The sequence below is a fragment of the Nocardiopsis sp. NPDC055879 genome (genome assembly GCF_053615935.1).
On sequence record NZ_JBSHCT010000018.1, the window covers coordinates 144,574 to 166,197 of the forward strand.

Here is a 21,624-nt window from a genome sequence, read left to right on the forward strand (position 1 = left end):
AGCCAGACGGGGGAAGGAATCCGGCCGGCTACGGCCGGACCGGGCGAAGCCCGGGGCCGTTGGGACCTCAACCACTCTCCCCCCTTCCCCGATAGCCGCCAAACCGCCGCCCGTGCCGTACGGGTCAAGGCCACCAGCCCGATCGCTACAGCACTCAACATTGCCTTGACGCGTACGGTGCGGGCGGCAACAATCACGCGGCGGGGAAGGAGGGAGAACCCACCCCCGCCCCGCCCAACAACCGGTAGGACCTCGACCCGAGGCGCCCCACCAACCCGCCCCACACAACGCCCTACAACCCCAAGACTCCCCACTCCAGGCGCCCCACCAGCCACCCGAGTAACGCCCAACAATTCAAAGACCAGAGATCTCCGGCGCCCCATGCACTCACGCAAGCAACGTAGGTCTCTCGGAAGCTTTCTCCCGCAGCATTAGCCACCTGAACCCCACCTCCCATCTCCCACCTCCCATCTCCCACCTCCCCTCCTCCCCCTCCCCTCCCCCTCCTTTGACCCCACCTTCAGGCAGCACAGAGCCGGCGGAACCAAAGGCTCCCCCAATACAAGAAGACACCAATCCGCCCACCAACCGCTATCCCACTCCCACTCGCCTGTGGATAACTCGATTCCACTCCCTGCTGAGTTCGGCTAAGGCTTCCTCTCGTTCCAGCTAAGCCTGCTAACACCTGGTGAGACACCTTCGGGTTAGTCTGGCGGGGATGGAAGGGGGCGATCGCCGTGCGCAAGGTCTTCGCGGGGCCGCGGCTGCGCAGGTTGCGGCAGGAACACTCGCTCAAACAGGCCGAACTCGCCCGTGAGCTGGGCATCTCCGCCGGTTACCTCAACCAGATGGAGCACAACCAGCGTCCGCTCAGCGTGCCCGTCCTCCTCCGCATCACCGAAGCCTTCGGGGTGGACCCGAGCTTTTTCGCGACCGGCGACACCTCGCGTCTGATCGCCGAACTCCGCGAAGCCCTCACCGACGTGCCCACCGGGGACCAGGTGGGCACGGAGGAACTCGACGAACTCGCCTCCGCCATGCCCTCGGTCGCCCGAGCCCTCGTGGATCTGCACCGTCGCTACCGGGACGTCGCCGGTCAGGCCGCCGCGCTGGCGGAGGGCAGGGACGGGGGCGCCACATCCGTGGCTCCCATGGCCTACGAACAGGTCCGGGACTTCTTCTACGAACGCCACAACTACATCGGCGAACTGGACGAGCTCGCCGAGGACCTGGCCCACCGGGAAGGCGCCGAACCGGGCAAAGCGCACCTGGTCCTCACCCGGCTCCTGGCCGAACGGCACGGGGTCAGGGTGGAGACCGTCGATCAATCGTCCAAGAACCGGACGTTCGACCCCGAACGACGCGTGTTGTCACTGGCGGGGCACCTGCGCCCCGGCCAGCGGGCCTTCCAGCTCGGCACCCAGCTCGCCTTCCTGGAGCACGGCGACCTGTTGGACGAACTCGCCCGCGGCGAGGAACTCACCACCGAACAGGCGGTCCGGCTGGCACGGATCGGGCTGGCCAACTACTTCGCGGGCGCGTTCATCCTGCCCTACAGGGACTTTCGGATGACCGCCGAACAGGAACGCTACGACGTCGAGCTGCTCGCCGACCGGTTCGGGGTGGGCTTCGAGACGGTCTGCCACCGCCTGTCCACGTTGCAGCGCCCCGGCCTGAAGGGCGTCCCGTTCTCGTTCGTCCGGGTGGACCGCGCCGGCAACATGTCCAAGCGTCAGTCCGCCACCGGCTTCCACTTCTCCCGCTCGGGCGGCACGTGCCCGTTGTGGAACGTCTACGCCGCGTTCTCCGCCCCGGGTGTCATCCAGAGGCAGATCGCGCAGATGCCCGACGGACGCACCTACTTCTGGGTCGCGCGTACCGTCACCCGGGGTTATGGCGGTTACGGCGCACCCGGCAAGACCTTCGCGGTGGGCCTGGGCTGCGAGCTGCGCCACGCCCACCGTCTCGTCTATTCCACCGGCCTGAACCTGGAGGACCCATCGGCCGCCACCCCGATCGGCCTGGGCTGCAAGGTCTGCGAACGCCCCGCCTGCCCACAGCGGGCCTTCCCGCCGGCGGGCCGGGCGCTGCTGGTCAACGAGAACGCCGGCACCGTCTCCCCGTATCCGGTCGCCGAACCCTAGGCGCAGTCCCGCGCGTCGGGCGATAGGGCGCCGGCCGAGGCGTCGTAGCAGAGGCTGATCGGCGGGAATCCGGACACCCCGGGAACGTGGTCGGCGTCGGAGAAGGTGAGTTGTCCCTGGTCGGGTGCGTCGGGGAAGGTCAGGTCGAGTTCGTCGCCGATCCCCACCGGCCCGGGTGACTCCAGCGGCGCGAGTGGAGCCTGCGGAGTGGTGACGGTGAGCATCGAGGGAACGTCGTGCCCCTCCACCAGGTTGAGCACGCGCACCGAGAACCGGACTCCCTCGGCGACGTCCTCCACCGAGGTCACCGACACATAGGTGAGTGTCTCGAACCGGTCCGGTGTCGCCTGGAAGGTCGTGTACCCGTCGGGGGAGACGAACGTCTGGGCCTCCCATTCCGCGTTGGCGCCGAAGGGGGTCGGCGCGGGCGGGTCCCACTCGGGTTCCTCGGACGCCCCCTCGCCGCCGCCCTCGGTCCCTTCCACGGCCTCGGTCCCTTCCACGGCCTCGGTCCCTTCTGCGGCCTCGTTCCCCGCCGCGACTTCGCTTCCCTCATCGGTGAGGGCTCGGGCGGCCAGGAGCCCACCGCCCGCCACGCCGAGCACGAGCACGGCCGCGCCCACGGCCGGTAAGACCTTTCGACCTCCACCCGTGGGGGGAACCGGCGGCTCGGCGGCCACCCCCGCCCATTCCCGGTCCAGCAGCGCGCCCACCGCGTCCGAAAGCCCATCCCCACCAGGGTGGCCGGTCAGTGTCGCCGCGAGCCACGCCGCCGTGGGCCTGCGCGCGGGGTCCTTGTCCAGGGCGGCCGTCACCAGGGGCCACAGCGCCTCCGGGACACCCGCCAGGTCGGGCGCCCGGTCCAGGACCCGGTGTGCCAGGGAATCGGTGGAACCCGCGCCGAAGGGCGGCCGGCCGGTCGCGGCGAAGGCCATCAAGGCACCCCAACCGAACAGGTCGGCGGCGGGCGTGGCCGCCGCTCCCCGAAGCACCTCCGGGGCGATCCATCCGGGTGTGCCCACGAGCCCACCGGTACGGGTCAGGGCCGTCTCGTCGATGGCCCGTGCGATGCCGAAGTCCAGCACCTTGGGCCCATCGGGTGCCAGGATGACGTTGCCCGGTTTGAGGTCGCGGTGCACGATCCCCGCGGTGTGCGCGGCGACCAGGGCCTCCGCCACACCACCGGCCAACCCGCGCAGCAGGTTCGGCGGCAGCGGTCCGTGTTCTCGCACATGGGCGGAGAGCGACAACCCGGGCACGAACTCGGTGACCAGCCACGGCACGCCACCGTCCCGACCGGACCCGAGCAGCGCCGGTACGCACCGACTCTCGACCTGCCCGAGCAGTCGGATCTCTCGGGTGAACCGTTCGCGCAGTCCGGGGTCCTCGGTCAGTTCCTCGCGGATGACCTTGATCGCCGTGTACCGGCCCCGCCGCCCGATCCCGGCGTAGACGGTGCCCATACCGCCGGTACCGATCCGTCCGACGACGCGCATGCCGCCGACGGTCTCCGGGTCGTCGGGGCGCAACGGGGAGAAACCCGTGGTCGTGTGGCCGCTCATTCGGGTCGCTCCGCGGGACAGGGCACGTACTCCACATCGGTCATGTCGACCGGGGGATAGGGATGCCAGTTCATGTAGCAGGTGTAGACACCGGCCACCTCGGCCGTACCGCCGACGACGTTCGCGGCCGGCAGGTAGGTCAGCAGCCCGCTCTGCGGGGCGTCGGCGAAGTCCACCGCGAACTCCGCGTTCGGCGCGTCCGCGGAGACCGTGGCGACCACTTCTTCACCAGGGGCGGTGTGCGCGGGACGTCCGTCGGCGGTGGGGTCATCCGGCAGCGGAGCCCACTCGTCGCCCACTTCGAGGAGGACGAAGTCGCCGGCCCGCAGGGTGAACTCGCCCTCGTCCGCCAGGTACTCCAGTTCACCGAACACCCGGATGCCGCTCTGTTCTTGGACGTCGGCGTACACGGTGTTGACGTCGACGCTCGCCACCACGAACTCCGCCCGGTCCACCCCCTTCGGCAGGGCGGAACCGGCCCCGTCGAAGCCGGGGGTGAGGTCGAGGGTCCCGTCGGGATCGGAGTGCACCATGAACAGACCGTTCGAGGCGATCTCCACCGCCACCTGTTCGCCGGCCCCGTCGCCGACTTCTTCGGTGGATCCTCCACCGGCCCCTCCACCGGCCCCCACGTCCGTCTCCACCGGCTCCTGTGCGAACCGATCACCCGCCACCCACGCGACCGACGCCACCAACACCAGCGCGGACACGGCGGCCCCCACCAGGAGCCGGGGCCGACGCCGTCTCGGACGCCGGCGCGGGGCCGGATCCCCGGTGAACACGGTGGGCGGGGGCGGCGCCTCCCACCCCTGCCGCAGCACCCGGGTGACGAGTTCGGTGGCCTCCGGTCCCGGACCGACGATCGTGGCCCGGTCCGCGCCGAGCAGCTCCGCGAGCGCCTGCTCCACGGTCGGCCGCCGGGCGGGATCACCCCCGGTCGCGGCCCGAACCAAGGGCATCAGCGAGTCCGGGATTCCCGCCAGGTCCGGTTTCCCGTCCAGTACCCGCACCGCCATCGTCTCGGCCGACCCCGTCCCGAAGGGGGAACGCCCGGTGGCCGCGTAGGCGACCAACCCACCCCACGCGAAGACGTCCGCGGCGACCGATGGCGGGCCGCCCTTGAGGAGTTCGGGGGCCACCCAACCCGGTGTGCCGAACAGCCCACCGGTGCGGGTGATGGCGGTTTCGTCGATGGCCCGGGCGATGCCGAAGTCCAGCACCTTGGGTCCGTCGGGCGCGAGGATGACGTTGCCCGGTTTGAGGTCGCGGTGCACGATCCCGGCGGTGTGGATGGCCCGCAACGCCTCGGCGACACCGGTCGCGAAGGCGTGCAGGGACGTCCCCATGAGGGGACCGTGTTCGCGGACGTGCTGACGCAGGGTCGGCCCCGACACGTACTCGGTGGCCAACCAGGGTTGGTCCGCGGCGGTGTCCTGGGCCAGGAACCTCGGCACGCACGGGCCGACGACCCGACCGACCAGGTCGGCCTCACGTCGGAACCGCGCCCGGAACTCGGGATCGATGGCCAGGTCACCGTGGACGAGCTTGACGGCGACCAACTCACCGGCGGGGGACCGAGCGGCGTACACGGCGCCCATGCCGCCGGCGCCGAGGCGACCCACGGTCCGGTACCCGCCGATCTCGACGGGATCGCGGGGCTTCAGGGGAGGAAAGGACGGAAGGTCGGCGGTCACGGGCACTCCCGGGGGATGCGGATGCGAAGGTGTGCGCGGCGCGAGCGGGTGTGCCCTAGCGGGGCCCGTGACCGTGGTACCGCTGCTGTCGTTCGGCGATCAGGCGACGCTGGAACCGGCCGCGCCGCACCGCCGTGGTGATGATGATCGTCAGTCCGAGCACCAGGCCCAGGAAGGAGGGGACGAGCGCCCACAGGAGGGTCGAGCCCACGCCTCGCACGATCTCGACGCCACCGTCCCCGTTGTTCGTCACCGCGAACTCGGTGGTGGTGGAGTCGTCGGAACAGGACAGGGTGTACTCGCCCGCCTCGCTGAGCTCGTACGTCCCCACCAGGGACCAGCTCTCGGCGCCGGTGTCGACGTTGTGGCTGTACCCGGGGCTGTCGAAGTCGGCCCTGCCGCCGTCGGGCAGCAGCAGGACGCACGCTTGTCGGCCACTGCCCGAGGACGAGTACAGACCGAGCTGGAACCCGGGGTCCGCCACGGTGAAGGAGCCTTCTTGACCCGAGGTCACCCGGGCCTCGAAGTCGGGGATGCTCACCGTGGAGACCAGGGAGAGCACGAAACCCACGATCGCGGTCGCGATACCGCCGACGATGACGAGGGCGCCGATGACGAACCAGCCCCTCCCGGGCCGGACCTCGCGCGCGTCGACGTGGATGTTCGGTCGGCCGTGGGGGCCGGGGTGACCGTAAGGCGGGTGCTGACTCATCGCAGTTCTACCTCGACCGGGTGTGAAAGTGCCGGTGGGCGGTCCGCCGGCGGTTGTTCGTTGAGACGCGCGCCGGTCGGACTTCGTTGCACGAACCCGGTCAACCGTTTCGGCCGGCCGCCCCGCGTGCCCGTCTCGCCATTCGCTCCGTGTAGGTCGCCCGCCGGATCGCGAGGGTGATGAACGTCGCGATCATCGCGACGACTCCGAGGAAAATGGTCCCGAGGATGGTCAACGCCAGGAACATGCCCCGCTGATCGGCTTCGTGGGCGGTTCGGGTCTCCGCGATCACGTGCGACTGTTCGAGTGCTCCGTCGCAGGTCAGTGTATAGAGGCCCGATGTGTGGACGTTCACCGAGTACTCCAGTCGCCAGTCGTCCCAGCTGTGGCCGACCTCGCGTTCGGTGATCCGGGGGTACTCGGGGCCGTCGATGGCGCAGTTCCCCACGTGGAGCTCCGAGGGGGAGGCGTACAGGCCGAGCTCTCCGACGTTCTCGGGCTGGACGTAGAACTCGGTGGACCCGCTCCCCTCCACCACGTCGGAGACGAGTTCGGGGGTCTTGTCGGGGCCTGGGAGCCCGCCGCCGAACAGGTGGAAGAGCAGCAATCCGACGCCGACGAAGGCGGGCGGGATGAGCGGGACGAGGAAGAACCACCTGCGTCGGGGACGGCGGTCCTTGGCCGGGGTCGCGGGTGCTCGCGGCGGTGGCGCGGGCATGGGGCGGAAGCCGAACCGCGCCTGCTCGGCGGCGATGATCGCCTGGTTCCGCACGGCGTTCAGCCGCGCCAGACGGGTGGACCTGGTGATGAACACACCAAGGACGATGCCGAACGTGGCGAAGATGGCGAGGACCAGCACCAGGACGGTCAGCACGCCCACCCAAGCGGGCACCTCGAACCACTCGGTGAGGGTCAGCACCACGACCATGAAGACGATCGCCGTGGGCATCAGGGAGCCCCCGACCCAGTACCAGCGCCGACTCGGACGGATCGACTTCGGGTCCGGCTCCGGAGGGATCGGCGGAGTCGGCCGGGGTGGCGGGCCCGGCGGAAGAGGAGGCGGCGGACCGGGAGGGTCGGGAGGGCCGGGGGGATCAGGGGGTCCGGGTGGTCCGGTGGGTGGTGCCGGCGGCGGCGACCCGGGAGGAGGGCCGGCCAGGGCCGGAGCGAGGGCCTCGGAGGTCTCGGTGGTTTCCAAAAGGAGCGTCACGGCTGGACCGACCCCCGTTCCTCTCCGGAATTGGGGGAAGGCGACGGTTCGAGTGGTTGCGACATGGGGGTACCTGGTTGGGTCGGATCAGGACTGTCGGACGGCGGAACGGCGACGCACGGTGGTCACCACCGCGACCACTATCGCCGCGAAGGTGAGGGACGGCACGACACCGAGAATGACCATCGCGAGGATGTTGTAGATGGGATGGACCATTCGCAAAGGCCCGGAGGCGCCGAGAGCGTATTCGTCGTCGCCTACGCACGCCAGCGTGTAGGTCCCTGGCTCCGGGGTGTCCAAGATGCCCTCGCCGCGCCAGTCCCCGAAAGTGAGGTGGGAGGCCTTGTCCCACTCCGGATAGGTGTATTCCCAGTCCTCTTCGGGAGGGAAGACGCGGCAAGGGAGGACGGTTGTTTCGGAGTCGGAATAGACGCCCCAGGCTCTGGTTTCTCCCTCGATGACTTCGAAGGTGATGCGATCGGTGCCGCTGATGCGCTCCTCGATGTCCGGTGTGGGAAACGCTGGATTCAGACCGAACGAGAGAGCTGGGACGAACAACAGTACCGCGGCGATCGTGAGGCCGATGGACCACCGGTAGTCGCGTGCAACGGACGTCTTCTTCTGCGCCGATGCCGGTACCTCTGAGGGGCCACCCGGGTGACCAGGGCCGGCGAAAGGCGCGGGTGGTACGGGGTTCCCATGTGGGTGCTGAGGGGGATTGGGCATACACGAAGTGTGGCAGAACGCCCTGACATAAGCGGAATCGAGCACCTTGGTCTCCGTGAGACGTGGGGCCTCGCGGGTACATACATGTCGTGAGTGGGGCAACTCTTCAGTAGTTCCGGTGAACCCCTTGTCAAGACCCTCACCTGGGGATTCAATCAGGGTCCAGAGGCGAATGGACGCTGGGAGCGCAGCCACCGCGACGGAGGGATCCACCGATGTCCAGGGCATGGAACGCGTGGTCATGGGAGACCGATCCGGACAGCGTGCGCCGGGACGTGGCCGTCGCGCACGAACGCTTCACCGACTCCGGCCGACTCAGCGGGCGCGTGCGCTCGGTGGTCGGTGACTCCTGGCGGCGCAGCGCCCGGCACGGGGTCGATCCGGACCGGACGCTTCCCCGGCTCGAAGTCACCGGACCCGCCTTGGACGACCAGCGCGACGCGCACCCGCTCGCCGCCACCATGCCGTTGCTGCGACGGCTGCTGCTCGAAGGCGCCCCGGGACCACAGATCCTCGCGGTCGGCGACGTGTCCGGGCGCCTGCTGTGGGTGGAGGGCGACTACGGGCTGCGTACCCGGGCCGAGGACATGCACTTCATGCCGGGCGCGAACTGGCACGAACGTTCGGCCGGCACCAACGCCCCCGGGGTCGCCCTGGCCCTGGACCACGAGGTGCAGGTCTTCGCCAGCGAGCACTTCAGTCGGGGAGTACAGCACTGGAGCTGTTCCGCCGCGCCCCTGCACGACCCCGACACCGGCGGGCTCCTGGGAGTCCTGGACCTCACCGGCGGCGACCACCTGGCCTCGCCGCAGGCGTTGGCACTGGTCCGAGCCGCGGCGGCCGCAGCCGAGATGGAGATCCGGGCCCGTCGACTCAGCGGGCTGCTACCTACTCCACGTGACCCGCGCGCCCCGGCCCGGTTCCGGGTGCTCGGCCGTGACCAGGGGCTCCTCGAAGTGGACGGTCGCTCCGTCGAGCTCAGTACCCGTCACTCCGAGATCCTCCTGCTGTTGACGCGCCACCCACGGGGTCTGACCGGTGATGCCCTCGGCGTCCTGCTGAACGAACGCGACACCTCCCCGGTGACGATTCGGGCGGAGATGTCGAGGATGCGCCGTCTGCTGGGCAAAGACCTGCTCGCCTCCCGCCCCTACCGGCTGCTCCGGCCGGTACGCACCGACCTGGACGAGGTGCGCGAACACCTGGGGAAGGGCGACTATCGCCAGGCCGTCAACGTCTACGAGGGGCACGTGCTGCCGCGTTCGGAGGCACCGGGCGTGGTGGAGGAACGCGACGAACTCCAGGCGGAGGTGTGCGAGGTGCTCGCCACGCACGCCGACCCGTGGACCCTGCTGGTGTGGTCGGAACAGCCGGAGTGGCGGGAGGATCCTCGGGTGCTCGACGCCGCGTTGCGCGCCACCGACCCGGGGTCGCCCCGGCACGCCACACTGCGGGTCCGTCTGCGCAGGTCGGGATACTGAAGGCGGGTCGGCGCACCGTTGCAACGTGGTCGCAACCTCGACGTAACTAGCGTCACACTCGACCGTCCCTGGGAATTCCGCGCCGGGGCGGCGACCACCGGCGCTCCCACGTCGAAGGAGGCACACCTATGGCGATCTACGCTCCCCCCGGTGAGGCCGGCAGCGTCGTTCAGTACGCGCCGCGTTACGACAACTGGATCGGAGGCGAGTGGGTCAAGCCGGTCAAGGGACGCTACTTCGAGAACCCCACCCCGATCACCGGGCGCACCTTCACCGAGGTGGCCCAGAGTGGTGCCGACGACATCGAACTCGCCCTCGACGCCGCGCACGGAGCCGCGCCCGCGTGGGGCCGCACCAGCGCGGCCGAACGCGCGTTGATCCTCAACAAGATCGCCGACCGCATGGAGGAGAACCTCGAACGGATCGCGGTCGCCGAGTCCTGGGAGAACGGCAAGGCGGTCCGTGAGTGCCTGGCCGCCGACATACCGCTGGCCATCGACCACTTCCGTTACTTCGCCGGCGCGGTCCGGGCCCAGGAGGGCCACAGCTCCCAGATCGACGGCGACACCGTCGCCTACCACTTCCAGGAACCGCTGGGTGTGGTCGGTCAGATCATCCCCTGGAACTTCCCGATCCTCATGGCGGTCTGGAAGCTCGCCCCGGCCCTGGCGGCCGGCAACGCCATCGTCCTCAAACCCGCCGAACAGACGCCCGCGTCCATCCTGCTCCTGATGGACATCATCGGTGACCTGCTGCCGCCGGGCGTGCTCAACGTCGTCAACGGCTTCGGCGTGGAGGCGGGCAAGCCGCTGGCCTCGAACCCGCGCGTGCGCAAGGTCGCCTTCACCGGTGAGACCACCACGGGTCGGCTGATCATGCAGTACGCGTCGGAGAACCTCATCCCGGTCACCCTGGAGCTGGGCGGCAAGAGCCCCAACATCTTCTTCGAGGACGTGGCCGCCGAGCGCGACGCGTTCTACGACAAGACGCTGGAGGGCTTCACGATGTTCGCCCTCAACCAGGGCGAGGTGTGCACCTGTCCGTCCCGTGCGCTGATCCAGGACTCCATCTACGACGGGTTCATGTCCGACGCCCTGGAGCGGGTGGGTCGGATCAAGCAGGGCAACCCCCTGGACACCGACACCATGATGGGCGCCCAGGCCAGCAACGATCAGCTGGAGAAGATCCTGTCCTACATCGACATCGGCCGTCAGGAGGGCGCCAAGGTGCTCACCGGTGGCGGCCGGGCCGAGATGGAGGGCGACCTGGCGGGCGGCTACTACGTCACCCCCACGGTCTTCGAGGGCCAGAACAACATGCGCATCTTCCAGGAGGAGATCTTCGGCCCCGTCGTCTCCGTGGCCCGGTTCGACGACTACGCCGACGCCATCAAGATCGCCAACGACACCCTGTACGGGCTCGGCTCGGGCGTGTGGTCGCGCAACGGCAACACCGCCTACCGGGCCGGTCGCGACATCCAGGCCGGTCGTGTGTGGGTGAACAACTACCACGCCTACCCGGCGCACGCCGCCTTCGGTGGCTACAAGCAGTCGGGGATCGGGCGCGAGAACCACAAGATGATGCTCGACCACTACCAGCAGACCAAGAACCTGCTGGTCAGCTACTCGGACCAGGCGATGGGGTTCTTCTGATGGAACGGGTGGCGGTAACCGACCCCGCGGCGACCCTGCTGCGGGAACTGACCGCCGACCATGGTCCGCTGATGTTCCACCAGTCCGGCGGCTGCTGTGACGGCAGTTCACCGATGTGCTATCCGCTGGGGGAGTTCCGTACCGGAGCCTCCGACGTGCACCTCGGAGACCTGGACGTGGGGCTGCCGGAGCCGGTGCCGGTGTGGATGTCCCGCTCGCAGTTCGAGCTGTGGAGCCACACCCACCTGACCATCGACGTCGTTCCCGGCCGGGGATCGGGGTTCTCCGTGGAGGCCCCGACCGGACAGCGATTCCTGATCCGGTCCCGATTGATGAGCGACGAGGAGGCGATTCGACTGGACGCGGAGACCACTACCGAATAAGAGAACCGGGGCCGGTCGGGAGGAGGGGACCCGACCGGCCCCGGTCATGCCTGCGTGAATCCTAGGAAACCGTGTCCTCGGAGGTGTCGGGGGCGGAGCGTCGGGTGGCCAGTCGCTCGGCCAGCTCGTCGGTGCTCACCAGGTCGTGGCGGATCCGACCGGTCCGGTACCCCACCCGGGCCACGATGTGACCGGCCACCGGTACCGTCACCACCTGGAACAGTCCCACCAGGAACAGCGTGCCGAGGCTGAAGACGCCGGTCTCCTCCGCGGGAAGGAGTCGGAACCCGATCCCCACCAACACCAGCAGCAACCCCAACACCTGGGGTTTGGAGGCCGCGTGCATGCGGGACAACAGGTCGGGGAAGCGGACCAGGCCGATGCCGGCGACGAAGGACAGCAGCGCCCCGGCCAGGATGCACAGGATTCCGGCCCAGTCCAGGATCTGGACGACCTGATCGCTCATGACCTCTTCCCCTCCTCTTCGACCGTGTTCTCGACGACGGGGAGCACGATCTGCTCATCGTCGTCGTCCTCCTGGGTACGGCGGGCGACGAACTTGGCGACGCTGACCGATCCCACGAAACCCAGGAGGGACAGCACCAACAAGGTGGGCAGCACCGTGGGGTCGCGGTTGAACGCCGCGTAGGCGCCCAGGCCGGTCACGGCGAAGGCCAACAGGGCGTCGACGGACAGTGCCCGGTCGAGGATGCTCGGTCCCAGCAGGAGCCGGATCATGCCCAGTAGCGCGGCCACACCGAGTAGGAGGGCGATGACGGTCCACAGGATGTTCACGTGTTCCTCCGCTCGGTGGCCAGGGCGGCCTCCAGCTCGGCGATGTTCTCCCGGGTGCCGATCCCGCGGGCGATGCGTTCCTCCAGTACGTGGATGCCCCTCTTCGCCTCGGCCGCCTCCTCCTCGTTCTGCGCGCCCAGCACGTGCACGTACAGGATGCGTTCGGGCTGGGAGGCCTCCACGATCACACTGCCCGGGATGATCGAGGTGGCGATGGCCACGCACACCATGATCAGGTCGGATTCGGTGCGCATGCGCACCGCCACCACCGAGCTCTTCGGCGGCCCGGGACGGAGCACCCAGGAGCTCACCTCGACGCTGGCGACGAACATCTGACCCAGGATGTACAGGACCATCTGGGGCCCCCGCAACGGCCAGAACCGGAAGCCCGGAACGATCGGCGGCAGCGGGAACACCATCATGATCACCACCGACACCAGGAAACCCAGGGCAGCGATGCCCAACGTCTCCGGGCGCAGCCGGAAGGCGTCGAACAGCAGCATCCAGACCACGGTCATCCCGAGGGCGACGGGGATCTGCACCTTGCCGATGCGGCTGCGCAGGGCGCGCGCACCGATCTTCTTCTTGATCTGTAGAGCGTTCATCGGGACCCTCCGAGGACCGCTTCGATGTAGGGCGTGCGTTCCCACAGGTCGGTCGCGGCGTTCGAGGAGTAACCGATGAGCGGACCGGCGAACACGGTCATGGCCAGACCGAAGGCGACCAGGCCGATCGTGGCGCCCACCATGCTCTTGGGCAGGACCACCGAGGTCACGACCGGGGTGGCCGCGGTCGAGGTGTCGCTCAGCCGGGAGGAGGGGCCGACGGCCTCGCCCGGGCCCAGGGCCGCGGTGGAGTCGTCCTCCTCCTCGGTGTCCTCCAGGATCGTGCCGGGTTCGGCGACCATGCCCTCGGACGGAGTGCGCCAGAACGCGTAGTTCCACACACGCGCGATGACGTACAGCGTCAGCAGGCTGGTGAGCACCGAGGCGCCGACCAGTGTGTAGGCCAGCGGGGTGCCCGCCTCCACACCGGCCTGCATCAGCCCGACCTTGCCGAGGAAGCCCGACAGCGGCGGGATGCCGCCCAGGTTCATCGCCGGGATGAAGAACAGGATGGCCAGGAACGGTGCCATCTTCGCCAGACCACCCAGGTGGTCCAGCGACGTCGACCCGCCCCTTCGCTCGATCAACCCCGTCACCAGGAACAACGTGGTCTGCACGGTGATGTGGTGGGCGATGTAGAACACGGCGCCCGTCATACCCAACTGGCTGCCGAGCGCCACACCGAACACCATGTAGCCGATATGACTGATCAGGGTGAACGACAACAGACGTTTGATGTCGGTCTGCGCCACGGCGCCCAGGATGCCCAGGAGCATCGTGGCCAGGGCCACCCACATCAGGGCGTCGTTGAGCGGATCGCCGGGGAAGAACAGGGTCTGCGTCCGGATGATCGCGTACACGCCCACCTTGGTGAGCAGACCCGCGAACACCGCGGTGACCGGGGCCGGCGCGGTGGGATAGGAGTCCGGCAGCCACGCGGCCAGCGGGAAGACGGCGGCCTTGATGCCGAAGGCGACCAACAGGATGACCTGTAGGACCAGCGCCAGATCCGAGGAGATCTCGGGCAGTCGCTCGCCCAGCTGGGCCATGTTCACGGTGCCGGTCGCGCCGAAGACGAGGGCGATACCGATCAGGAACAGTACCGAGGACACCAGCGACACCACCACGTAGATGGCGCCCGCCCGCATCCGCGACTGCGTACCGCCGAGTGTCAGCAGCACGTAGCTGGCGGTCAGCAGGATCTCGAAACCGACGTACAGGTTGAACAGGTCACCGGCGAGGAAGGCGTTGGAGACACCGGCCACCAGGATCAGGTAGGTCGGCTGGTACACCGAGAGTGGCGCCACCTCGCCCTTGCCCGCCATGCCCTGACCGATCGAGTAGATCAGCACGGCCAGGGTGATGGCCGCGGAGACCGTCACCAACAGCGCGGACAGCCGGTCGGCCACCAGCGTGATGCCGACGGGGGTCTCCCAACCGCCCACCTGGACGGCCTGGGGCCCGAACATGTCGGCGCCCACCATCAGCGTGGCACCGATCAGCAACACCAGCGTCAGCGAGATGACGCTCAGCCACTGCTGGAAGCGGGGCCGGCGGATACCCATCGCGAGCTTGACACCGGCCGCGAAGAGCGGCAACACCACCGGCAGGGGAACGAGGTAGTGCAGGATTCCGGCGAGGTAGTCCCATTCCATGGTCAGTCGTTCCCTTGCAGGTCGCTGTCTTCCGCGCGGGCCAAGCGTTCACGCTCGGCCCGCATGGTCTGACGTGCCTGACGCCGCTGCGAACGGATGCGGCGGCGCAGCTCGCGCCACAGCTCGCGTTCGGCGGCGCGGTCGGCGCGCCTGTGCTCACGCAGTCGCTTGCGTCCCATGCGGATCCGGCCGCGCAGTTCCGTCACCTGGTTGACCATGCTCTGCCGGCGGTGGGTCAGACGACGCATGGTCTCCTGGGACTGCTCGTCGATGTCGCCGTCCTCGGCCTCGACCTCGAACCTGGCGAGCTCGGCCTGGGCTGCCGCGATCTCCGCCTTGATGCGGGCCTGTTCGGCCAGCTCCTGGGCGTCGGCCGCGGCGATGGTGGCCTGGAGCTCGGCCCGCTGCCTGCGGATGTCCGCGCGCAGCCGGCGACGTTCCTGTAGGAATCGCTGACGCACGGCGCGCCGGCCCTCGCCCTGCACGATACGGAGGTCCTCGGCGTCGTCCTGGACCTCGTCGTTGCCCTCCAGCTGCCAGCTCCGGTAGGCCAACGCCAACAGGAACGCGGTGATGCCGAGGGTGATGACGATGGCCGTCAGGATCATCGCCTGTGGTAGCGGGTCGGTCATCTCGTTGACGTCGTCGGTGAACCACCGGATCGGAGGACCGCCCGGTTCTCCGGCCATCGCCAGGATCATCAGGTTCACGCCGTTGCTGAACACGATGAAGCCCAGCAGCACACGGGTGAGGCTGCGCTCCAACATGAGCACGACGCCGACCGCGACGAGGACGCCCACGACGATGACGAGTGTCAGGCTTGGCGACTCGTTCACGAGGTGGCCTCCTCGGTTCGTGCGGAGGTACCCGGATCGATGGCCTCCGAGTGCGCGGCGTCTCGTTCGATCTGTTCGTCGATGCGGGCGCCGAGACTGCGCAGGATGTCCAGGATCAGTCCGATGACCAGCAGGTACACGCCGATGTCGAACAGCATCGAGACCGTGACGTGCGCTTCGCCGAGAATCCCGAAGTTCAGGTAGTAGTCCGCCCCGGCGAGCACGTCGTCGAGGAAGATCGCCCCGCCGATCGCCGTGCCCGTCGCCAGCGCCAGACCGGCACCGATCAGAGCGCCCGGCTGCACCCACGCGGTGGCGTACAGCTCGAAGCGACCACCCGCGAGGTAGCGGACGATGAACGCGAGGCCCGCCACGATGCCACCGGCGAAACCACCGCCGAGGTCGGTGTGCCCGGTCAGCAGCAGGTACACCGAGATCACCATGATCACCGGGAAGAGGAAGCGCGAGACCACCTCGAAGATGATCGACCTGCGTTCGGTGGGCATCGCCTCCGCCCCTGGCAGCCAGGCACGGTTCCACTGGGGCTTGACGTGCATGTTCCGCGGTGCGACCTTCAGGTTGCTCAGGTCCAGCCGGTCGTGTCCGTCGGTGGGTGTGGGCGGCTGGGTGACGGACAGGGCCATCACGCCACCGGGGGCCTTTCGGGGCTGGGCCCGGCGACGCACGAACATCAGGCTGGCCACACCCGCGGCGGCGGCGGCCAGCACCGAGATCTCGCCCATGGTGTCCCAGGCGCGGACGTCGACCAGCAGCACGGAGATGAGGTTGTCCCCGCCGGCCTCCTCCGCCGCCTCCACGTAGGAGGGCCCGTCGGGTCCGCCCACCGCGATGGAGGGTTCCTGTCGACCGGCCAGGGCGAACCACGTCATGGCCGACACGAGCAGGCCGGTGGCGACGCCGATCACCATGTTCCAGATCCGGCGGCCCTTGAGCGCGGGTGCCGAGAAGTGGGACGGGAAGCGGCGCAGCACGAGGACGAAGACCACCAGGCTGACGGTCTCGACGAGGAACTGGGTGAGCGCGATGTCGGGCGCGCCCTGCAGGTAGAACAGGGCGCCCACGCCGTAACCGCCGATGCCGACGAGGATCACCGCGAAGAGGCGGCGTCGCACGAACAGGATCATCAGGCAGGTGATCACGATGATCAGGGCGGGGATGACCTGCACCGGGGTGTCCCACACGCGCAGCGTCGGGTAGTCGCCCTCCCACAGGCGTCCCGTGATCATCGGGATTCCGGCGGTGACCACCAGGAACACCAGGATGGTGCCGAGGTAGACCGGGAGTGAACCTCGCTGGGTGCTACCGGTGACCTGCAACGCCAGGGTCTCCAGGCCGGCCATCATCCGCCGGTAGTTGCGCTCGGGGTTGACGTAGGCCAGCCGGTTGCCGAGCCAGGCGACCCGGTGGCGGAAGTAGAACAGCACCAGACCGCCGACGACGCAGACCGCCGACAGCAGCAGCGGCAGTTCCCAGCCGTGCCACAGGGCCAGGTAGGTGGGGTACTCCTCGCTCGGTCCCAGGGGGACGGTGTCCGCGTAGGTGGCGAAGAGTCGGTCGATCCTCCCGGAGACGATTCCGCCGATCAGGCTCAGCGCGGCGAGGACCACCGCGGGCGCGAGGAAGAGCGGGCCGGGGGAGTGGACCTCGTTGGGCTGCACACCCTCCTTGTCGAGGAAGGCACCCCAGAGGAAGCGGAGGCTGTAGGCCACGGTGAGGGTGGATCCCAGGACCAGGCCGACCAGGACCAGGGTGTCGACGCCACCGCCCTCGGTATAGGCCCCGAAGGCGAGTTCCTTGGCGACGAACCCGGCGGTGGGCGGCAGACCGGACATCGAGGCCAGTGCCACGATCGTGGTCCAGAAGGTGGCCGGCATGGACTTGCGCAGGCCGGAGAGCTCGCGCAGGTCCCGGGTTCCCGTGCTGTGGTCGATGATGCCGACGATGAGGAACAGGGGAGCTTTGAAGAGGGAGTGCGCCACCAGCATCGCGATACCGGCGAGGGCGCCGGCGCGGGTCCCGGTGCCGAGCAGGGCGATGAGGAAACCGAGCTGGCTGATGGTGCCGTAGGCCAGGACGAGCTTGAGGTCGAACTGGCGTAGCGCCTTCCACCCGCCGAAGATCATGGTGATGACACCGAAGAACAGCGCCATCGTCGTCCACACGGCCACGTCGCCGAAGGCGGGCGTGAGACGGGCGACCAGGTAGACACCGGCCTTGACCATAGCCGCGGCGTGCAGGTAACCGGAGACCGGTGTGGGCGCCTGCATGGCCGCGGGCAGCCACAGGCTGAAGGGGAACAACGCCGACTTGGACATCGCGCCGACCATGATCAGCACGAGCGCCGAGTTGACCAGCGCTCCGCCCGTGGGCGGGTCCGCGACGATCTCGGAGATCACGTAGGTCCCGGCGGTCTCGCCGAGCATGATCATGCCGACCAGCATCGCCAGGCCGCCGAACGTGGTGACGACCAGGGCCGTCATCGCCGCCCGTCTACTGTCCTTCGACTCGGCCTTGTGACCGACGAGGAGGTAGGAGAAGACCGTGGTCAGCTCCCAGTAGATGAAGAGCTGGATGAGGTCGTCGGCGAGGACGAGGCCCAGCATCGCGCCGGCGAACGCGACGAACACGCCCGCGAAGCGCGGTAGACCTTCGTCGGAGTCACTGAAGTAGCGCGCACAGTAGGCCAGGATCAGGGTGCCCACGCCCGCGGCGATGAGCGTCATGACCAGACCGAGGGCGTCCATGTGCGTGCCGAGCCGGAGGGAGAACTCGGGGGCCCACTCCACCGACTCCGACAGCGTGCCGCCGTTGAGGATGGTCGGGAGCTGGAACAGGGTCCACACGGTCGCCAGGCCGGGGACGATCGCGAGCGCGTAGAAACCGTTACGGCCCCACTGGCGTATCACTAAGGGCGCGACCGCAGCTGTTATGAAATGCGCGACCAGCACTGTCGTCAATGCGCCCCTCCCGGACCGGTCCGGGCCCGCCCGACGTGCCCGGGCGGACGTCCACCACCCCGGTGGAGAACGAGACCGTCCAGGAACAGATCAGGGGACGGGAGTGTCGTTTCCGTTTTGGTGGGGCATGGATCTACTTGAACTTGCGTGCGCAAGCTATTTAATAGCTAGACTACACATACGTCAAACCACCGCGCGGGTCGGGGACCCGTGTGCAGAGCCCATCCAGCGAGGACCGTTTCTTGCTCGAAGAGACCCCCGATTCCTGTTCTGAGCAGCAGGAATGCGATCATCCGAACGCGGCTGAACTCGAAGAGTTCCAGCGCGTCTGGACCGAACTCATCAACGCGGCGCTACACGCCCGCTCTCGGGGCGGGCATGGGCATCGTGGTGCGGAGGAGATCACACTGACACAATCGCTCCTGATGGAGGCGGTGCGCGGGATGGACAATCCGAGTGTCGGTGCGGTTGCTCACATCGTGGGTGTTTCCTCACCCTCCGCCACTCGGATGATCCAACAGTTGGAACGCAAGGGCATGGTGGCCCGACGCCGGTCCGAGCGTGACGAACGCAGCACGGTGGTCACCATCACGGCGGAGGGCGAACGAGTCCTCGCCGAGCGCCGCAAGCACCTGGAGCGAAAACAGAAGCAGGTCTTCGACGCCATAAGGCCCTCCCTTCGGCCTTTGGTGCTCGACGTTCTCCGTGACCTGCGCGCCGCCATAGACGACACCTGATCGACGAACCTCATCCCCCTCCCCTCCCTCCACCCCCGCCGCCAAGGACTCCCAGGCCCCGAGTCCGCGCATCTCCAAGGCCCCCACCCGGGGCCTTTCGTCATGTTCGGGGGTGGGCCGGGGTGGCTCTGCCGTTGGCAGATCTGCTCCCGGGCGAAATCGTGGCGGTCGAGGTCCCGCCCGGCGCAGGCTGGGATCACCGGTACGAACACCGGCGATGAGGAGGACCGATGCCGATACGACCCACGCTCGTCACCGAGTACGCGCCCGGTGGTGGGTTCGACGACCAACTGGCCGCGCGCCTGCTGCGCAGCCGGATCGTGCTGTTGGGGACCCAGGTCGACGAGGAGAGCGCCAACCGTGTGTGCGCGCAGATCCTGTTGCTGGCCGACGAGGATCCGCACAGGGACATCACCCTGGCGATCAACAGCCCCGGCGGAGTGATCAGTGCCGGCCTGGCCATCTACGACACCATGAACTTCGTGCCCAACGACGTTTCCACCCTGGTCATGGGGTTCGCCGCCAGCATGGGGCAGTTCCTGGCCTGCACCGGGGCTCCGGGCAAGCGGTACAGCATGCCGCACGCGCGGATCATGATGCACCAGCCCTCCGGTGGGCTGGGCGGGACCGCCGCGGACATCGCCATCCAGGCCGAGAACCTCGCGCACACCAAGAGCACCATGGTGCGGCTCATCGCCCAACACACGGGCAAGAGCGAGGAGACCATCGCCAAGGACCAGCACCGGGACGCCTGGTTCACCGCCGAGGAGGCACGGGAGTACGGGTTCGTCGACCACGTCGTGGAGACCGTCGACCAGATGGAGGGCGGCATGCGCCTGGGTGGTGCCACGCCCGGGTTCGCCGGTCCGAGGGGAGGAAAGCGATGAGCGGGCGCTACACGGTGCCGGTGGTGGTCGAACGCACCCCGAACGGGGAACGTTCGTTCGACGTGTTCAGCCGGCTGTTGTCCGAACGGATCATCTTCCTGGGCACGCCCATCGACGACGACGTCGCCAACGTGATCATGGCTCAGATGTTGCACTTGGACTATGAGAGCCACGAGACCGAGATCCAGCTGTACATCAACTCGCCCGGGGGGTCGAACACCGCGCTGACCGCCATCTACGACACGATGCGGTTCGTCAAGGCGGACGTGGCGACCGTGTGCATGGGCCAGGCGGCCTCCGCGGCGGCGGTGCTCCTGGCGGCGGGGACGGCCGGTAAGCGTTCCGCGCTGGAGCACTCCCGGGTACTGCTGCACCAGCCCTCCACGGAGGGGCAGGGGCAGGCGGCCGACCTGGAGATCCAGGCGGCGGAGATCCTGCGTGTTCGGGCGCAGGTGGAGGACATCCTGTCCCGGCACACCGGCCAGACCCAGGAGCGGCTCCGGGCCGACACCGACCGGGACAAGATCTTCACCGCCGAGCAGGCGAAGGAGTACGGGCTGGTGGACAACGTGATCACGACGAGGGAGCTCGCACCTCTCGCGGTGTGATTCGAGGTCGGGGGTGCGGTGGTTCCGGGCAGAGCGCCCCGGAACCACCGCCGGGCGCCGCGCGCCTTGGGATGAGCTGAAACGCGGTGCCGTCTGGTGTGGGGGGATACGGCAGGTCAGGCCGCGAGGGAGAGCACACGGGCCTGGTGGGTCGGGGCGGTGGGAACCGTGGCCAGGCGGGGTTGGTGGGAACCGGCCCGCTCCATGCGGAACAGCGTGGTGCGCTGGTACAGCTCGCCGAGCACCTCGGTGATGCTCAGGCCCAGTGACCGGTACACGGCGGCGAGGAGCTCGGAGGAGGCCTCCTTGCGCCCGCGTTCGATCTCGGACAGGTAGGGGAGTGACACCTGGGCGTCCTCGGCGACCTCGCGCAGGGTTCGGCCCTGTTCGACCCGGGTGCGACGCAGCAGATCACCGATGAGGTCGCGCATGAGCGGCTCGCTCGTCGACTCGGCGGGGGACGGGCCCCTGCGCGCCTGTTCCAGGGAGCGTAGGACGCTCTCGCTCATCTGATGCCTCCCCCGTCGAGATCTCCGATTTCTCGACACTACGCCGCCGAACGCTCCAAGGGGAGAGGTGTCCGTGGCCTTATGCGGACGGCAGAAGTAGCGAGCGGCCCCGTCGAAGCGGGTCTCACCTCTTGACGGGGGAAGGGCCGGAGGCGCGTCTACCCTCGGTGCCCAGAGCCAAGATCTTGACCTGCAGGGTCTCCATGGGCCCTCGCGAGAATCGCGACAGCCACCAGCGAGAACCCGCCACCAGAATCAGAGCGATCACCGCCCAGGCGGCCACCATCCAGCCCGCGTGGTGCGCGTGAGCGGCCAAACCGACTCCCCAGCCGTAGAAGAGCACCGAGGCCAGGATGTTCTGGAGGATGTAGCAGCTGAGCGCGGTCCTGCCCACCGAGCTCAAAGCGGCCGTCACGGGCCCGGGGCGTCGTACCCGGTCGAACAGCACTC

20 protein-coding genes are annotated in these 21,624 nt (G+C 68.6%); 7 read left to right on the plus strand and 13 right to left on the minus strand.

From position 1 onward, the window contains the following. The first annotated feature begins 737 nt into the window (after window positions 1-737). Window positions 738-2,144, plus strand: a complete 1,407-nt coding sequence (locus ACWGKS_RS21700) for a short-chain fatty acyl-CoA regulator family protein (RefSeq protein WP_358514440.1) — start codon at window positions 738-740, stop codon at window positions 2,142-2,144. Here ACWGKS_RS21700 and ACWGKS_RS21705 read toward each other — a convergent pair. The 5 genes from ACWGKS_RS21705 to ACWGKS_RS21725 all read right to left on the minus strand — a co-directional run bounded on the left by ACWGKS_RS21705 (window position 2,141) and on the right by ACWGKS_RS21725 (window position 8,048). Continuing rightward, entirely contained in the window at window positions 2,141-3,706 is a 1,566-nt protein-coding gene (locus ACWGKS_RS21705) for a serine/threonine-protein kinase (RefSeq protein ID WP_452523683.1), read from the minus strand. The two genes, ACWGKS_RS21700 and ACWGKS_RS21705, sit on opposite strands and share 4 nt — an antisense overlap. After that, on the minus strand, window positions 3,703-5,400 hold the full coding sequence (locus tag ACWGKS_RS21710; RefSeq protein WP_452523685.1) for a serine/threonine-protein kinase: 1,698 nt from the start codon (window positions 5,398-5,400) through the stop codon (window positions 3,703-3,705). The genes ACWGKS_RS21705 and ACWGKS_RS21710 overlap by 4 nt, the downstream gene beginning before the upstream one ends. Window positions 5,401-5,455: 55 nt before the next feature. Further along, window positions 5,456-6,112 (minus strand): hypothetical protein, encoded by a 657-nt coding sequence (locus ACWGKS_RS21715; protein ID WP_358514446.1) that lies wholly within the window; start codon window positions 6,110-6,112, stop codon window positions 5,456-5,458. 100 nt (window positions 6,113-6,212) lie between these two features. Then, window positions 6,213-7,061 carry a hypothetical protein gene (locus ACWGKS_RS21720; protein WP_452523687.1) on the minus strand — a complete coding sequence of 283 codons (849 nt, stop codon included), beginning with the start codon at window positions 7,059-7,061 and terminating at the stop codon, window positions 6,213-6,215. Between the two features lie 348 nt (window positions 7,062-7,409). Further along, on the minus strand, window positions 7,410-8,048 hold the full coding sequence (locus ACWGKS_RS21725) for a hypothetical protein (protein ID WP_358514450.1): 639 nt from the start codon (window positions 8,046-8,048) through the stop codon (window positions 7,410-7,412). A 215-nt stretch (window positions 8,049-8,263) separates the two neighbouring features. Between ACWGKS_RS21725 and ACWGKS_RS21730 the strand changes: the two genes are divergently transcribed. The 3 genes from ACWGKS_RS21730 to ACWGKS_RS21740 all read left to right on the plus strand — a co-directional run bounded on the left by ACWGKS_RS21730 (window position 8,264) and on the right by ACWGKS_RS21740 (window position 11,564). Further along, a complete protein-coding gene (locus ACWGKS_RS21730; RefSeq protein ID WP_358514452.1) occupies window positions 8,264-9,529 on the plus strand; it encodes a GAF domain-containing protein in 1,266 nt (421 codons plus the stop codon). A gap of 128 nt (window positions 9,530-9,657) precedes the next feature. Beyond that, window positions 9,658-11,181: an acetaldehyde dehydrogenase ExaC gene (gene exaC / locus ACWGKS_RS21735; RefSeq protein WP_358514454.1), complete on the plus strand. Its 1,524-nt coding sequence runs from the start codon at window positions 9,658-9,660 to the stop codon at window positions 11,179-11,181. Next, window positions 11,181-11,564 carry a DUF779 domain-containing protein gene (locus ACWGKS_RS21740; protein ID WP_358514456.1) on the plus strand — a complete coding sequence of 128 codons (384 nt, stop codon included), beginning with the start codon at window positions 11,181-11,183 and terminating at the stop codon, window positions 11,562-11,564. Before exaC ends, ACWGKS_RS21740 begins: the two co-directional genes overlap by 1 nt. A 61-nt stretch (window positions 11,565-11,625) precedes the next feature. Here ACWGKS_RS21740 and mnhG read toward each other — a convergent pair whose 3' ends face one another. From mnhG to ACWGKS_RS21770, 6 genes are read right to left on the minus strand one after another with little or no spacing between them, the layout of a single operon-like run. After that, entirely contained in the window at window positions 11,626-12,030 is a 405-nt protein-coding gene (gene mnhG / locus ACWGKS_RS21745) for a monovalent cation/H(+) antiporter subunit G (protein WP_358514458.1), read from the minus strand. After that, entirely contained in the window at window positions 12,027-12,359 is a 333-nt protein-coding gene (locus tag ACWGKS_RS21750; RefSeq protein WP_358514460.1) for a monovalent cation/H+ antiporter complex subunit F, read from the minus strand. Before ACWGKS_RS21750 ends, mnhG begins: the two co-directional genes overlap by 4 nt. Further along, window positions 12,356-12,964, minus strand: a complete 609-nt coding sequence (locus ACWGKS_RS21755) for a Na+/H+ antiporter subunit E (protein WP_358514462.1) — start codon at window positions 12,962-12,964, stop codon at window positions 12,356-12,358. Before ACWGKS_RS21755 ends, ACWGKS_RS21750 begins: the two co-directional genes overlap by 4 nt. Then, complete coding sequence (locus ACWGKS_RS21760) at window positions 12,961-14,619, minus strand: Na+/H+ antiporter subunit D (RefSeq protein WP_358514464.1); 1,659 nt, start codon at window positions 14,617-14,619, stop codon at window positions 12,961-12,963. The genes ACWGKS_RS21755 and ACWGKS_RS21760 overlap by 4 nt, the downstream gene beginning before the upstream one ends. Before the next feature lie 2 nt (window positions 14,620-14,621). Further along, window positions 14,622-15,455, minus strand: a complete 834-nt coding sequence (locus ACWGKS_RS21765) for a Na(+)/H(+) antiporter subunit C (protein ID WP_358514466.1) — start codon at window positions 15,453-15,455, stop codon at window positions 14,622-14,624. After that, a complete protein-coding gene (locus tag ACWGKS_RS21770) occupies window positions 15,452-18,424 on the minus strand; it encodes a Na+/H+ antiporter subunit A (protein ID WP_358514482.1) in 2,973 nt (990 codons plus the stop codon). Before ACWGKS_RS21770 ends, ACWGKS_RS21765 begins: the two co-directional genes overlap by 4 nt. 251 nt (window positions 18,425-18,675) lie before the next feature. On the opposite strand from ACWGKS_RS21770, the gene ACWGKS_RS21775 reads away from it, so the two are divergent. The 3 genes from ACWGKS_RS21775 (at window position 18,676) to ACWGKS_RS21785 (ending at window position 20,665) form a co-directional block, all read left to right on the plus strand. Beyond that, complete coding sequence (locus ACWGKS_RS21775) at window positions 18,676-19,170, plus strand: MarR family winged helix-turn-helix transcriptional regulator (protein WP_358514468.1); 495 nt, start codon at window positions 18,676-18,678, stop codon at window positions 19,168-19,170. Window positions 19,171-19,400: 230 nt separating this feature from the next. Continuing rightward, window positions 19,401-20,057 carry a ClpP family protease gene (locus ACWGKS_RS21780; RefSeq protein WP_358514470.1) on the plus strand — a complete coding sequence of 219 codons (657 nt, stop codon included), beginning with the start codon at window positions 19,401-19,403 and terminating at the stop codon, window positions 20,055-20,057. Next, window positions 20,054-20,665 carry an ATP-dependent Clp protease proteolytic subunit gene (locus ACWGKS_RS21785; protein ID WP_358514472.1) on the plus strand — a complete coding sequence of 204 codons (612 nt, stop codon included), beginning with the start codon at window positions 20,054-20,056 and terminating at the stop codon, window positions 20,663-20,665. Before ACWGKS_RS21780 ends, ACWGKS_RS21785 begins: the two co-directional genes overlap by 4 nt. A 116-nt stretch (window positions 20,666-20,781) precedes the next feature. On the opposite strand, the gene ACWGKS_RS21790 is transcribed toward ACWGKS_RS21785, so the two are convergent. Beyond that, window positions 20,782-21,174: a helix-turn-helix domain-containing protein gene (locus tag ACWGKS_RS21790; protein WP_358514474.1), complete on the minus strand. Its 393-nt coding sequence runs from the start codon at window positions 21,172-21,174 to the stop codon at window positions 20,782-20,784. A 124-nt stretch (window positions 21,175-21,298) separates the two neighbouring features. Further along, a partial coding sequence (locus ACWGKS_RS21795) for a DUF418 domain-containing protein (RefSeq protein ID WP_452523693.1) occupies window positions 21,299-21,624 on the minus strand: 326 nt, incomplete at its 5' end.